General features: G+C 45.7%; 13 protein-coding genes. 4 read left to right on the top strand and 9 right to left on the bottom strand.

Annotated features, from left to right (window positions below; genetic code table 11):
• Nucleotides 1-4 precede the first annotated feature (4 nt).
• From E4663_RS12175 to E4663_RS12155, 5 genes are all read right to left on the bottom strand, one after another.
• Nucleotides 5-355, bottom strand: a complete 351-nt coding sequence (locus E4663_RS12175; protein ID WP_206663489.1) for a hypothetical protein — start codon at nucleotides 353-355, stop codon at nucleotides 5-7.
• A gap of 443 nt (nucleotides 356-798) precedes the next feature.
• A complete protein-coding gene (locus E4663_RS12170) occupies nucleotides 799-2,721 on the bottom strand; it encodes an ABC transporter permease (protein ID WP_135327815.1) in 1,923 nt (640 codons plus the stop codon).
• Nucleotides 2,711-3,472: an ABC transporter ATP-binding protein gene (locus tag E4663_RS12165; protein ID WP_079477635.1), complete on the bottom strand. Its 762-nt coding sequence runs from the start codon at nucleotides 3,470-3,472 to the stop codon at nucleotides 2,711-2,713. The genes E4663_RS12170 and E4663_RS12165 overlap by 11 nt, the downstream gene beginning before the upstream one ends.
• Nucleotides 3,473-3,575: 103 nt before the next feature.
• Nucleotides 3,576-4,580 carry a sensor histidine kinase gene (locus E4663_RS12160; protein WP_135327814.1) on the bottom strand — a complete coding sequence of 335 codons (1,005 nt, stop codon included), beginning with the start codon at nucleotides 4,578-4,580 and terminating at the stop codon, nucleotides 3,576-3,578.
• The gene (locus tag E4663_RS12155; protein WP_135327813.1) at nucleotides 4,577-5,266 is read right to left on the bottom strand and encodes a response regulator transcription factor; all 690 of its coding nucleotides are present in this window, start codon (nucleotides 5,264-5,266) and stop codon (nucleotides 4,577-4,579) included. Before E4663_RS12155 ends, E4663_RS12160 begins: the two co-directional genes overlap by 4 nt.
• Nucleotides 5,267-5,472: 206 nt before the next feature.
• Between E4663_RS12155 and E4663_RS12150 the strand changes: the two genes are divergently transcribed.
• Nucleotides 5,473-6,543, top strand: a complete 1,071-nt coding sequence (locus E4663_RS12150; RefSeq protein ID WP_079477640.1) for a branched-chain amino acid aminotransferase — start codon at nucleotides 5,473-5,475, stop codon at nucleotides 6,541-6,543.
• A gap of 210 nt (nucleotides 6,544-6,753) precedes the next feature.
• On the opposite strand, the gene E4663_RS12145 is transcribed toward E4663_RS12150, so the two are convergent.
• From E4663_RS12145 to desA, 4 genes are all read right to left on the bottom strand, one after another.
• Entirely contained in the window at nucleotides 6,754-7,089 is a 336-nt protein-coding gene (locus E4663_RS12145; RefSeq protein ID WP_135327812.1) for a nucleoside triphosphate pyrophosphohydrolase, read from the bottom strand.
• Between the two features lie 85 nt (nucleotides 7,090-7,174).
• Nucleotides 7,175-7,771, bottom strand: a complete 597-nt coding sequence (locus tag E4663_RS12140; RefSeq protein ID WP_135327811.1) for a response regulator transcription factor — start codon at nucleotides 7,769-7,771, stop codon at nucleotides 7,175-7,177.
• Nucleotides 7,768-8,904 carry a sensor histidine kinase gene (locus tag E4663_RS12135; RefSeq protein ID WP_135327810.1) on the bottom strand — a complete coding sequence of 379 codons (1,137 nt, stop codon included), beginning with the start codon at nucleotides 8,902-8,904 and terminating at the stop codon, nucleotides 7,768-7,770. The genes E4663_RS12140 and E4663_RS12135 overlap by 4 nt, the downstream gene beginning before the upstream one ends.
• A 117-nt stretch (nucleotides 8,905-9,021) precedes the next feature.
• Nucleotides 9,022-10,071, bottom strand: coding sequence for a Delta(5) desaturase DesA (desA, locus tag E4663_RS12130; RefSeq protein WP_135327809.1), 1,050 nt, complete (start codon nucleotides 10,069-10,071; stop codon nucleotides 9,022-9,024).
• Nucleotides 10,072-10,297: 226 nt separating this feature from the next.
• Here desA and E4663_RS12125 point away from each other — a divergent pair, with 226 nt between their 5' ends.
• From E4663_RS12125 to pruA, 3 genes are all read left to right on the top strand, one after another.
• Nucleotides 10,298-11,539, top strand: a complete 1,242-nt coding sequence (locus tag E4663_RS12125; RefSeq protein WP_241657189.1) for an MFS transporter — start codon at nucleotides 10,298-10,300, stop codon at nucleotides 11,537-11,539.
• A gap of 226 nt (nucleotides 11,540-11,765) precedes the next feature.
• The gene (locus E4663_RS12120) at nucleotides 11,766-12,683 is read left to right on the top strand and encodes a proline dehydrogenase family protein (RefSeq protein ID WP_079478443.1); all 918 of its coding nucleotides are present in this window, start codon (nucleotides 11,766-11,768) and stop codon (nucleotides 12,681-12,683) included.
• 17 nt (nucleotides 12,684-12,700) lie between these two features.
• Nucleotides 12,701-14,248, top strand: a complete 1,548-nt coding sequence (pruA, locus tag E4663_RS12115; protein WP_135327807.1) for an L-glutamate gamma-semialdehyde dehydrogenase — start codon at nucleotides 12,701-12,703, stop codon at nucleotides 14,246-14,248.
• Nucleotides 14,249-14,399 lie beyond the last annotated feature (151 nt).

Below are 14,399 nucleotides of genomic sequence, written 5' to 3'. Positions count from 1 at the left end.
GGGCTCAGAAGCTGGACGAGCCCTTCACCCATATTTTCCAACCTTGATAATTGTCCAGTTCCACAATATGTTCCACATCACCCAGTTGTTCCGTATCTCCTTTTACATATCCAACTGAATACCCGTCGCCTGACTCGAACATCGTTTTCACATCGGTCATGTCATCGGTAGGTTTCCTTAAGTTCACGACAGTGCCAAAAATCCACTCATTTTTCTCTTCATTAAAGGTAGTACTCCCCACCCAAATTTTCTCTTCTTTATTCGTTTCCTGTAAGAAAACAAGCGTAATATCATCTGATAGGGTGTATGTTTCAAAGATTTCGACCTGATCGAACGGACCATTGTTACGAACCACTTCCTCAGGAGTATTGACTCCGCCTTCCTGCGCTTGTATGCAACCCGATATCAAAACCAACGCAATGATCCAGCCAATGCCTCGTGAACAACGGATGAAGACCACTCCTCACATGGAAATATTTACAACCAACATAACACAAGAACAGTAGTAAAACACCCGAGTAAGAAAAACGGTTCATCTAGATTGAGAGTGTCGGTGTTGGAGAAACGATTCGCTTTCCGTGGGCGTCCGGTGAGTCTCCTCGTTCCCTCCGGTCTCTGTGGGGTCTCACTCTGTACTCTGGTCCCACAGGAGTCTACTCGTTTCTCCAACACCTCTATAAAAAAAGGACTGAACCGCTACCTTCCCTTTTAAATAGAGAATCGTTCTAACAAATAGACCCGCACCATACGTTTCTGTGTATGGTGCGGGTTAGACAATCTCTCCTACTATTATTAATGCTACAACGACTCTCGAATGACTTTTTTGTAATATTGAATAGATAACACTCCGAAAATGGAGTAGAACAACGCATACAGCCCCATGACGATCAACATCGGTGTCCATAGTTCAGTCCCGAAGATGAACCAGCCTGATTTTACAGCAAAATAGCTGTGCAGAAGTCCAACGGCGAGTGGAATACCGAAGTTGAAGAGTTGTTTCAAGCGGATCCCTTGCAACAAATCGTTTCTCGTATAGCCGATTTTTCGTAAAATGGTGTAATTCGAACGTTCATCCTCGCTTTCATCCATCTGCTTGAAGTAGAGGATACAGCCCGATGTAATCAAGAATGTGAGTCCTAGGAACCCGATGATAAATAGGGTCAGCCCTAGACTTTGTTTTTGGTCTGTCTCTTGTTTGATACGTGAGAATTGTGGAAGTTCTCCTTCTGGCAATTCTTCGAAGAGTTTGTTTGCTTCTGTAACCTTGCTTGAGTCTTCCATATTCACGGTTACTTGTAGAGAAGATGTCCACTGAAGCTCTGGGTCTTTGTTTTCATTGAGACGCTCGAACGTTTCTTGGTCGACAACGGCAGTGGGAAGTCCGCCACTTGTGAAGATATTACTCACATAATATTCATCCTGTGTACCGGTTAGCTGTTTCGTTCCGACTTCTTCAAAGGCGATCTCTCCCGTATTCTTCAACGACATGATTTGGCTCATCAAGTCATTGGTTCCGCTGAATACTGTCTCATCAGGTGCAACATCGATCTCTACATCTTCATCGCTGATGACGGTGGCAAGCATCTCATCAGGGTTAAAATTGAAGTCCCCTTCCGCTTGAACGATGTCCTTTACGTTGATGTTCGCCTTTACAATATCGATGTTGTTTCGTTCATACGCAATCCCGTTCTCTTCAAGCATTGCCGTGAACGTATCGGCAGGAGCTTTTTCAAGAAAAGCGAAGTCGCCTGCAACGCGCTGCATTGCTGTCTCTTCTGCGGAGTAGTACGTAATGTATGACAAAGAAAGTAGGCTGATCGCAAGAGCGGATACCGTTGTAATGACCGTCAGCATGAGGGCGTTGGACTTCATTCTAAACAGAATAGAAGAAAGGGACAACACTTCCCTGACATGTAAGTAGCCCGCTTTTTGTTTGCGAATCAGATTTCCTAAGAAGGAGACCGAGCCTTTGTAAAATAAATACGTGCCAAGAATTACAGTAGCTAGAATGAACAGCATAATACCGAAGAGAAGCTCGACTCGGACCATGTCCCCTCGGAACATGATCGAAGAGACATAGTAGCCGGTCCCGATCAGGACAAGGCCGAAGATTCCCATGATTGTTTCTATAACAGATACCCGTTTCCCTTCACTCTTCGATCGTACTTGAAAGAGGTCCAGGATGTTACGCTTCCTGATGTATAGCGCGTTCGAAAGCATGATCAGCCCGTATACGACACTGAAGAAGAGAATGGTCTGAAGCAGTGCTTTCATGGAAAAGGACAGCGTAGCGAGCCCTTCCTGCCCCGTCACATTCAGTAAGACCAGTTCCAGTAATCTCGATGTCAAAAAACCGAAGCCGATACCGACCACCATTGCACCGAAGTAAAGAAGGAAGTGTTCCATGCTTAGCACACGGAAGACTTGCCGCTTCGTCATGCCGATCAGCTGGAATAGACCGATTTCCTTGCTGCGTCGCTTAATGAAAATTCGGTTAGCATAGAGCAAAAACACGGTTACGATGACAGTCAGTACAATCGAAGCTAGCGTCAACCCGACACTGCCCGTCGTGGTTTCCTTGGCAGCGCCGGTATCAGGGGAACTGTTCATCGTAACAAATGCGAAGAATAGAGCCACGCTGAAGATGAGTGCAAATACATACAAGTAATAGTTGGACAAATTCTTCTTCAAGCTTTTCCAGATCAGTTGATTAAGCGTCATGATGAACGCCTCCGAGCACGCCCTGCGTCGTCATGATGTCCTTTAAGAACATTTCTCTCGTCTGGTCTCCTTTATGAAGCTGGGTGTACATCTGACCGTCCTTTATAAAAATGACGCGGGAAGAGTAACTCGCGGCTACAGGGTCGTGCGTTACCATGGCGATCGTCGCCTCGCGTTTTGAGTTCAAGTCACTTAATTTATTCAATAGATCAGAAGCTGATTTGGAATCAAGCGCTCCAGTCGGTTCATCGGCAAAGATGATACTCGGCTCATGGATGAACGCTCGGGCTGCCGAGGTACGTTGCTTCTGACCACCTGAGATTTCGCTCGGGTATTTGCCGGCGATGTCTTCAATTCCCAAGTCTTTCGCAATGCCCTCAAATTGCTTCTGCGCAGCCTTTTTGGACATCTTGGCAATGGATAGGGGAAGGAGTATATTCTCTTTCACCGTCAATGTATCGAGCAAATTGTATTCTTGAAAAATGAAGCCAAGGTGGTGCTTCCGGAACTCAGCTAGAGCTTTCTCTTTTTTTGCTGTAATCTCGGTGTCTCCGATCCGGATAGACCCCTGACTTACTTGGTCGATGGAGGAGAGGACATTCAGTAGCGTCGTTTTCCCGGAACCGGAAGCTCCCATGATGCTTACGAATTCTCCTTTTTCGATTGTTAAATCAATGCCTTTCAACACTTCTTGCTTCGTAAACTTATTGCCATAGCTTTTATGAATTTTGGTTGCTTCTAATAAACTCATTTCGATAACCCCTTACGTTTGATGGTAACTCCAGTATAGAAGGGTTTCCTTTCTGATTCCTTCGATTCAACGAACAAAACAGTAGAAGCATGTGACACTTTTGTCACATGCCTCTTAGTTGGGTGAATTCATTGGCTTTCGGGAACGTCAGTGAGGCGGTGGTACCCTCGCGCGGCTGGGACTCGATCTTCAAATCTACTTTTAACACTTTCGCTACTTTAGAAGCGAGGTAAAGCCCCATCCCTGTTGAGTGGGCATCATCGTGATGAACAGTCGACGTAAAGCCTTTTTCAAAAATACGGGGGAAGTCCTTGGGGTCAATTCCCCGTCCCTTATCGGATACATGCAACGTCACTTGGTCGTTCCGTATAGTCGATGAGATATGTAGGTCGGAGTGTTCGCTGTATTTCACGGCATTGGTAAGCAGTTGTCGGATCAAGAAGGTCACCCACTTAGCATCCGTCAGCACTTCCGTTTCCTTTAAGTTCAAATCGATTCCGACCCCTTTTTGCATACACCAGGATTGTAGCGTCTTGATCTCATTCAAGAGGAGCGGCTTCAAGTCGACCGTCTCTACATATAAATCGTTCTCCATAAAAGGCATTCGTTTCTGGTGAAGCTGCTGTTCCAAGAGCAGGTGGATCCTGAGCCATTCATATTTCAATGACTGTTTGAGACGGCTGTCTTCTACTTGTTGGATGATAAGGTTCATTGTAGTCAACGGAGTTTTGACTTCATGAATCCATGCCATCATTTCATCTTTTTCCTCTTCCGTCTCTTTCTGCAACTGGGAAGCTTTCCCTTTCAACCGTTGCAATTCCTCGGTCATTGTTTCTTCCACCACCTGCTCCATCGGGAGGGACGCCTCCGGAAGACTGGTGAGGTCAGTGTCTGAGGAGCGGTCCTTCAACTTACGGTAGAAGGCTGTCTCTATTTTGTAACGGATAGCAAGGAAGAGAAGGAAGGCAACCAATGTAATGACGCTGAAATAGAGCATAGACGAAAAGGCGAGTGTCTCGTCCAGAAATGCTAGAAGAAGACCCAGACCTTGCGCAGCTAGAAAGAATAAAATCCATGCGAACCGCTCGCGGAGAAACGCTCCAATCATGGGCTCACCTTCTCGATTGCTTTGTATCCTTGGCCGACTTTGGTTTCTATTGTATTTTCTAGACCGATCTCCCCCAGCCGCTTCCTCAAGCGGTTGACATTGACTGTGAGCGTATTGTCGCTTACAAAGCGCTCATCTTCCCACAGCCGTTCAATGAGGGATTCTCGGCTGACGACTTTATTCTTCTGTTCAATCAGCAGCTTCAGAATATAGATTTCATTCTTCGTCAGCTCAATCGTCCCATGGTCGTTTGTAAGGCGGTTCTGTTCCAAGTCGACTGTCGCGCCATTGAAGGTTTTCAGTTCAGCCGCTTCCGCGTTGTAGTCATACGCCCGGCGCAGCAGTGCTTGGATCTTGGCAACAAGTACATCGAAATGAAACGGCTTCTGGATGAAATCGTCTGCACCTAAATTCATCGACATCACCATGTCTGTCGGGTGATCCCGGGAGGATAGGAACAGAATCGGGACACTGGAATGTTCGCGGATTATGCGGCACCAGTGGAAGCCGTCATACTTTGGGAGTTGGATGTCGATGATGACAAGCTCCGGTTTCACCTCGGTAAAGACTTCCATAACGTGTTGGAAGTCATGGATGCCATGGACGGCATAAGACCACTGTTCGAGTCGGTCTGAGATTTGCTGATATAAGGTCACATCGTCTTCGATGATTAATATGTTGAACATTCTAGTCACCTCGCATTTTTCACTACCCAAATTATAGCAGACTAACAAAGGGTGAAACTTCATTCCAGAGAAGAGCGCTGACTATATGTATTTTGAAAATTTGGTCAAAACACTTTTCTTTTTCGTTCCACCCTCGTACAATGTAATATAAAACACAATAACGCTTTGCTTTGTTAAAGCGGAGCGTAGGAGGAGGAGTGGAGCGAATGAGTTCATCTACCATCACTATCGTTAAGAACGCCAATAAAAAGCCGAAGCCACAGTCTAAGGAGATCGCTTTCGGGCGCACCTTCACAGACCACATGTTTGTTATGGATTACGAAGCAGACAAAGGGTGGCATGAACCACGCATTGTACCTTATGAACCGCTGACGCTCGACCCGGCAGCAATGATCTTCCACTATGGCCAAACCGTATTCGAAGGGATGAAAGCATACCGTACGGAAGATGACCGTATTCTATTATTCCGTCCCGATCAAAATATTAAACGCTTGAACAAATCTAGCGAACGGTTAAGTATTCCGCAAGTGGACGAAGAGCGTGTCATGGAATATTTGATCGAGCTCATTCGTTTAGAGCAGGATTGGGTCCCAGATTTTGAAGGTACATCCTTGTACATTCGTCCATTTATCATCGGAACAGAACCAAGTCTTGCTGTCGCTCCATCAAAGACATATAAATTGATGGTCATTCTATCTCCGGTCGGACCTTACTTCAAAGGTGGTCTGAAGCCTGTTCAGATCAATGTGGAAAAACAGTTCACCCGTGCAGTGAAAGGCGGAACGGGCATGGCGAAGACGGCAGGTAACTATTCGTCCGCTTATCAGGCACAGGCAAAAGCGTATGAAGAAGGATTAGCGGATGTCTTGTGGTTAGATGGAATCGAGAAGCGTTATATCGAAGAAGTAGGCAGTATGAACATCTTCTTCAAGATTGACGGAGAAGTCGTTACACCGGCGCTTAGCGGCAGTATTTTGAAAGGGATCACTCGTATGTCGATCATCGAGCTGCTGCATAAGTGGGACATCCCTGTCACAGAGCGTAAAGTTTCAATCGATGAAATCTATCAAGCTTATCAAGACGGGAAGCTGGAGGAAGTGTTCGGAACCGGTACGGCAGCGGTCATATCTCCAGTAGGACAACTGAACTGGTCCGGTGAGAAGATGGATATCAACAACGGTGAAATCGGAGAACTATCGCAGAAATTGTACGATACAATCACAGGCATTCAGCGTGGTTCTGTTGAGGATACCGAGAACTGGACAATCGAAGTATAAAATAATCATAGAGTACGGTCGTGCTATGAATACAGTGTTATGTGGTCTGGAAAGTAAAGTGCTTCCCTTGGGAATATGTCGAAGCTCACCGAACGCCTGCGGAAAGCGGACCGTTTCTCCAACACCGTTCTTCTACACTTGGAAGAACCGAGGAGACTTTCTCTACACTCTGAAAAAGCCTTATCTCTATTTAGGAGATAAGGCTTTTTTCTAGGCGTTTTTTTCATCTTCTACGTCCATTAAGTAGGTGCGGTTCAGAAAAGCACCACGTTCTCTCTTTTTATGTTGGCGAATGTGCTCAAGTTCTTCGAAGGTGGCATGGTGTGTGTACGCAAGCGCATGTATGACCTCAAGCATGTCGGCGAGCTCCATTAACGCATCTTGATCATTATCTGTCTTTAAGTACTCTGCGCTTTCTTCTTGAAGCTTCTGGCGTAGCGACTCCACATACTCTCTATCTCCCAGAGTACGCGTGTTGAATGTTTTTCCGAGCGCTCCCATGATATCAGGGATCTTGTCTCGGACCAGCTTGTTATATTTCTTCATTGGAAACCAGCTCTCTTTCTACGAAAGTGCTGTTTCTATTCCCTATTTTGCAATAGTAAAAACATATAAATGCATGCCCAAATCCTCAGAGCCAACCTTCCTTTTGCAGGCGGGAGATGGCTTCGATCCGGTTGGTCACTTCTAATTTATCGAGGATAACGGAAATGTAATTCCGTACAGTTCCTGTTGTGATGAATAATTCTTTAGAGATCTCTTTCGTGTTCTTTCCCTCTGCCATCAAGCGCGCCACCTGTTTTTCGCGATCGGTCAGTGGGTTCGGATCTGTGAATGCCAAGTCGACGAGTTCCGGTGAAAAGATTCGCTGGCCATCCATGATCTTACGGATGGCAGTTGCCAGTTCTTCACTCGGGCTGTCTTTGAGGAGGTATCCACTTACCCCAGCATTTCGGGCGCGCTCAAAATAACCTGGACGTGCAAAGGTGGTGAGGATAATGACTTTGCAAGGGTCATGCCGGAGCGATTCTGCTGCGGTGAGACCATCTTGGACTGGCATCTCAATGTCCATAATGCACACGTCGGGATTGAGTTCTTTGACAAGCTTCACCGCTTCCTCGCCGTTGTGGGCTTGGCCAATGACTTCCATTCCTTCTTCTAAATCGAGTAATGCTCCTAATGCACCTAATAACATTCGCTGGTCTTCGGCAATGACGATCCGAATCATGAATAATCCTCCTTTTTGACGTTCTGAATGACATTCGGAACGTGCAGGGTGAGCTTCGTTCCATCCATACTCTGAATGTCCAGACTCCCATTTACAAACTCCAAGCGTTCCCGGATGCCTTGTAACCCATGGCCTTTGAACGGTTCGATGCTCTCAGGCATTCCCTTTCCATCATCTGCTATGGTAACGAGAATTTCATTCGTTTGTTGAACAATCGAGACTTGGCAGTGACTGGCATTGCTGTGCTTCACTACATTGGTCGCTGCTTCTTTCAGACACATACTAAGTACATTCTCAACGAGTAGAGGTGTGTTTTCTAGCACAGGGTTTCCTTCCTGTGTAAAGGACATTTCTGCTGCTTCGACAATTTGTTGGACACGGATCAGCTCGTCTTTGAGGCTCGTTCCGCGCATGTTCGATACCATCTCGCGTACTTCTTTTAAAGCGGTTCTTGCTGTCTGTTGAATATCGTGAATCTCGTTGACGGCTCTGGCTGGATCCTTGGGAACTAATTTTCCTGCGAGTTCCCCTTTCAAACCGATCATAGACAGCTTTTGTCCTAATGTATCGTGCAAATCGCGGGCGATCCGTTCTCGTTCTTCTAATACCATCAGTTGAGAAATTCGCTCATTCGCATTCTCAAGCTCCCCTTCGAGCTTCTGCTGCTGGTTGCGGTAACGTACCGTAAACGGAAGCAGGATGACCCCAATGATAGAGATGATGATAAACGGAAGCTGCGGGAACAGGGAATCGACTTCGGTAATGAAAGTGATGGTGATCGCTACGAGCGTTGTCGTCAAATGGACGATATATAGTGACAGAAACCCGCCGAAGTGCCTGATATTCCCTATATAGAACGCTAAGAACAGTGCGAAATAAATGTATCCGAATAAAATCGTCATGACTAGACTGATCGCCATCTCGACACTGACCCATAAATAGACCCAGCCGCTGGTCGAAACAAACGATAAACGGTAAGACAAGAAGAAAATCAGTGTCATCAGTATGCCGAAAGCAACCTCATACATGGAGGAGGAACGGAATATAAAAAGAAACGGTAAGAGGCAGAATATAATCCATACATAAATAGAAAGTCCGGTGTTCTTCGGAATAATGTGATACCACTTCTGCATCATTTTTCCTCCTTTACTGAATAGTTACATTATAGACTAAAAAACGGGTGCTCCGACATATGTTTTGAATTCCCTTTATACACATAAACAGCCTATCCCGGAGAATAGGCTGTTCGTTTATTTATCTTGTAAACTTGGTTGTTTGTTTTGTAAGAAGGAAAGGCGGTAGGTGCGAATTCTCGACTTCGCTTCCCTAAATGAAACAAACGTCTTGTTCTTCTGATCGTATAAGCGGAAACGGATCGACTCCAGGCTCGTTTTCAACGTGATCGTCGTTGCGTGCTTGAGTGGTGGCGTGTCTTCATGAGCTTTTTCTAAGAAATAGTTCGGAACACGCGGGCTCAGGTGGTGCACATGGTGAAAGCCGATGTTTCCTGAGATCCACTGCAGGACACGTGGAAGTTTGTAATAAGAACTTCCGTCGACCGCTGCTTTAACAAAGTCCCAATCGGATTCTTCTTCAAAGTAAGAGTCTTCAAATTGGTGTTGAACATAGAACAACCAAATTCCGAGTACGCCAGACACGTAAAGGATCGGTAGTTGAATGATAAGGAACGCTTTCCAACCGACAAGGCTGATGATCAGCGCATACAAGATGACGACACTGACATTTGTCACGTGTGTGTTCGTTTTCTCTTTTCCTTTCGCTCCTTTACGGTTGAAGCGGTTGGATACTAAGAACAGATACAATGGTCCGAATCCGAACATGACGATAGGGTTCCGGTAAAGTCGGTACAATAACCGGGTACGAAGAGAGGCTTGAGCATACTCTTCCACTGTCATAATCCAAATATCCCCTGTGCCGCGTTTATCGAGATTACCACTTGTGGCATGGTGAATCGAGTGGGCGCGCTTCCATTTTTCGAATGGGAAGAGGGTCAAGATTCCTGTAATGGTTCCGATCATCCGGTTTGCTTTCTTACTCTTTAAAAAGGATTGGTGTGTACAATCATGGAAAATAATGAACAACCTGACCACGAAACCGCCTGTGATAGTGGCGATTGCAAGGGTTAGCCAGACCGACCAAGACAGACTGATGTAAGCAAGTGTCCACAGCGCGATGAGTGGAACGACGGTATTGATGAGCTGCATTACGCCTGATTTTGTATCAGGTTTTGCATAGTTTGAAACACTTTTCTTTAGTTGTTTTGTTTTATCTGTATTCATTATACGACTCCTTCGCTAAGGTTCAGTATATCCCTATCATAGCCGAAGGGGAGCTAGGTTTATAAGACACAAACGTCAGGACTTGAATATGACACTTGTCATGGGTTGCTGGAGGAAGGTGGAAAATCAGCCTGAAGGCGGAACCGATTTCCATCTGCAGCAACTCGTTTGCCTTCATTCGGTAACGTAAACTGAAGTTAGACAAAACGAAGAAGGCGGGATGACAGTGGAAGCGAATCAAGTCATGGTAGCAGATAAGGAAACAACCTTATTTAGAAATCAACCTTTCCTATTATTATGGGGAGCAGCATTATTATCGAGTTTCGGAATTTCATTTTTCTTATTTGCAGAGAGTTGGTATGTCGTAAATGTATTAGGCTTAGAAGCATCTCTTGGTTTAATCTATGTAGCATCGAGTGTCCCTAGGCTGCTTTTCATGGTCATCAGTGGTACGGTAGCGGACCGGTTCAGTAAAACGAATATCATGTTCCTGTCGGTAATGGTCCGAGCGGTCCTCTTGGTAGGTCTTGTTGTCTGGTTCATAGCAGGTGGCATCACGTTATGGACGTTTGTTGTATTTGCCTTGTTATTTGGTGTATTGGACGCCTTCTTCTGGGCAGCAGAAAGCTCCGTTCTTCCAACCATCATTGATAAAGAACAATTGACGCGTGGGAATTCGATCATCCAGATGACCAATCAGACTTCCTTGATATTAGCACCGATGTTGGCAGGACTGCTTATTGCAGTAGGGAGCTATGAGATTGTTTTTGGCTGCACCGCACTAATGCTTTTTGTCGCAAGTTTGCTCATATATCTCATGCGTGCACCAAAAGCGAATGAAGGGCAAGAGGATGATCAGAAGTTCTGGGCTTCCTTTATAGAAGGATTCAACTATGTGAAACAATCCCGTACGCTTGTCTTGATGCTACTGACTACCGTGTTCTTGAATTTATTCCTTGTAGGTCCGTTGACGATGGGGTTACCTCTGTTCGTCAAAACAGTGTTAGAAGGCACAGCGATGGATTTCAGTTTATTAGAATCCGGCCTTGCTGCAGGAATGTTGGTAGGTTCGGTGGGGGTAGGAGTCTTAAACATTTCGAAGAATCGCGGAAAGGTGAGTATCATGGCGATCATATTCGGTGGATTAGCTTTTGCTGGTCTCAGTATGACAACAGTCATATGGATGAGTATGGTTATGCTTGGGTTGTTCGGAATTGCTTTGTCCTTCTCAAATATTCCGATTATCGCAGCCGTCCAAAGCTTAGTGGAAGACCGAATGCTTGGCCGGGTGATGGGTCTCTTATCTTTGTCCTCCATGGGGTTGATTCCAGTAAGCTATGCACTCACATCCATGGTGCTCGCTACTGGAGTAGCCATCCACCACATCATGCTGGCAGGAGCTTTGTTGGTCGTCGCTTATTCCGTCTTTGTGTTCCTTGCATTTAAAGATCTTCGTAAACTGCAATAAAAGCCCATTTATACTGATTCAACAAAGGCTGAGATCCCCGCGATATCAGCCTTTTTTCTGTCTATTGTGACAAAACTATAAATCGGAGGGGTTATCTTTGTGTTTTTGACACGTTGTATAAAAGGGCTTTCACTAGTTATAATTTTCTTAACAATTAAAAATTTCAATCATCCACCGAAGAAACCTCATGGTTCCTACAAGGATAGATGAAAGGGGTGTGATGATCTTGGAAGCCATTAGCAAAAACTTTTTCTTATACCTTTCTAATAATAAAGTGTTAGATCGCTTAGCCAAGCGTTTTGGTACGAACTTTGGGGCTGACAAGATTGTAGGGGGAGAGACGATCTCCCAGGCGATGCCGATAATTCAAAAGCTGAACCATGAGGGGTTGCACGTAACGGTGGACCACTTAGGAGAATTTGTCGCTTCGGAAGAGGAAGCGAGGCAACGGACTGAGGAATGTATGCATAGCATTCAAGCGATTGCTACGCACGGCGCTCAGTCAGAGGTATCTTTGAAACTCACTTCTCTCGGGCTGGATATTTCCCGGGACATAGTGATTGAGCACATGCACCGTATTTTGCAAGAAGCAGCTAAATACGACATCACTGTAACGATTGACATGGAAGACTCCTCGCGGTGCGGGCAGACACTCGACATTTACAAAGAGTTAAAAGCCCAATATCCGAATCTCGGAACTGTCGTTCAATCGTATTTGTATCGCTCAGACCAGGATTTAGATGAATTGAGTCCGCTTGATCCGTATTTGCGACTCGTCAAAGGGGCTTATAAGGAGTCGGGCAAAGTCGCCTTTCCTGAAAAACGTCTCGTTGATGACAACTTGAAGCATCTTATTAAGAAAAATCTCTTGAACGGTCATTATACAGCCATTGCAAGTCACGATGATGCGATCATCGATTTTACGAAGCAGCTGGTTCAGGAAAACAACATTCCGAATGACCGTTTTGAATTCCAAATGCTTTATGGTATGCGGAATGAAACGCAGGCACAGCTTGCGAAAGAAGGGTACAAAGTCCGCGTTTATCTGCCTTATGGCGAAGACTGGTACGGCTATTTCATGCGTCGTCTCGCCGAGCGTCCAGCGAACATCGCTTTTGCGCTAAGAGGTATTTTCAGTAAATAATCAAAGGAGGAATTATCATGGTACAACCTTATAAACACGAACCTTTCACGGATTTCACAATCGAGGAAAACAAACAAGCATTTGAGGAAGCACTCAAAAAAGTTGAAAAAGAGTTAGGGCAGCACCATGACCTTTTGATTAACGGAGAACGCGTCCGTACAGATGCGACGATCACATCAACAAACCCTGCTAACACGAAGCAAGTGGTTGGTACGGTTTCAAAAGCGAATTCTGAGCTGGCTGAACAAGCGATTCAAGCGGCATCTGATGCGTTTGACGGTTGGAGAAAATGGTCTGCTCGCGCTAGGTCTGAAATGCTGTTTCGTGCTGCTCACATCATCCGTCGTCGTAAGCACGAATTCTCAGCTTATCTCGTCTATGAAGTAGGTAAGCCGTGGAAAGAGGCGGATGCGGATACAGCAGAAGCGATCGATTTCCTTGAATACTACGGACGCCAAATGATTGAACTGAGTGAAGGAAAAGAAATCAACAGCCGTCCAGGCGAGCAGAACCGCTACGTCTATACATCAACAGGTGTGGCTGTCGTTATTCCACCTTGGAACCTTGCCTTTGCGATCATGGCCGGAACAGCTGTAGCCCCGCTTGTAACAGGAAGCACGGTTGTTATGAAGCCTGCTAGTAACAGCCCAGTGATTGCTGCGAAATTCATTGAAGTACTAGAAGAAGCTGGTCTACCGAAGGGTGCACTGAACTTTGTACCAGGAAGCGGTGGAGAAGTAGGGGATTACCTAGTTGATCATCCGAAAACAGCATTGATCTCCTTCACGGGTTCACGTGATGTAGGTACACGTATCCTGCAACGTGCATCTGTTGTACAGCCAGGTCAAAAGCACATCAAACAGGTAATCGCTGAAATGGGAGGTAAGGATACGGTTGTCGTTGATAAACAGTCCAACCTCGAAACGGCTGCGGATGCAATCATTGTTTCTGCCTTCGGATTCTCTGGTCAGAAATGTTCTTCCGGTTCACGCGTTGTGGCACACGAAGACATTTACGACGAACTGCTTGAGATGGTCAAAGAACGTACGGAGAAATTAACAGTTGGTAATGCATCAGAAGAGAACGTCTACATGGGTCCTGTCGTCGACCAAGGTGCTTACGACAAGATCATGAAGTACGTAGAGGTCGGTAAAGAAGAAGGCCGACTGATTACAGGTGGTAAAGGGGACGATTCCAAAGGCTACTTCGTCGAGCCGACGGTCTTTGCGGACTTGGCACCAGATTCCCGCATGCAGCAGGAAGAAATCTTCGGGCCAGTCGTTTGCTTCACGAAGGCTAAAGACTTTGATGAAGCGATCGAAATTGCCAACAATACAGAATACGGCTTAACAGGTGCCGTCATTTCTGATAACCGTCAGCACCTCGAAAAAGCGAAGCAAGATTTCCACGTCGGAAACCTTTACTTCAACCGTAGTTGCACAGGCGCAATCGTTGGCTACCAACCATTCGGTGGGTTCAAGATGTCCGGTACTGACTCCAAAGCCGGCGGTCCAGACTACCTTGCACTCCACATGCAAGCAAAAACAATCTCAGAAACATTCTAATCTGATAACTTAAAACCCTCCTTTCCTAAGGAGGGTTTTTTCATTGTGTCGATAAAGATCCCGCAGCGAGCAAAGCGAGTTGATTTCCAAATCACGAAACCCTATATTCTATAATCCCCCCCTCGCAACCATTTCATTTTGAAATCGAACC

Source organism: Halobacillus salinus (genome assembly GCF_004684905.1).
Classification (GTDB): domain Bacteria; phylum Bacillota; class Bacilli; order Bacillales; family Halobacillaceae; genus Halobacillus; species Halobacillus salinus.
Note: the sequence above shows the minus strand (reverse complement) of the source record. Positions and strands in the feature narration are given on the sequence as shown.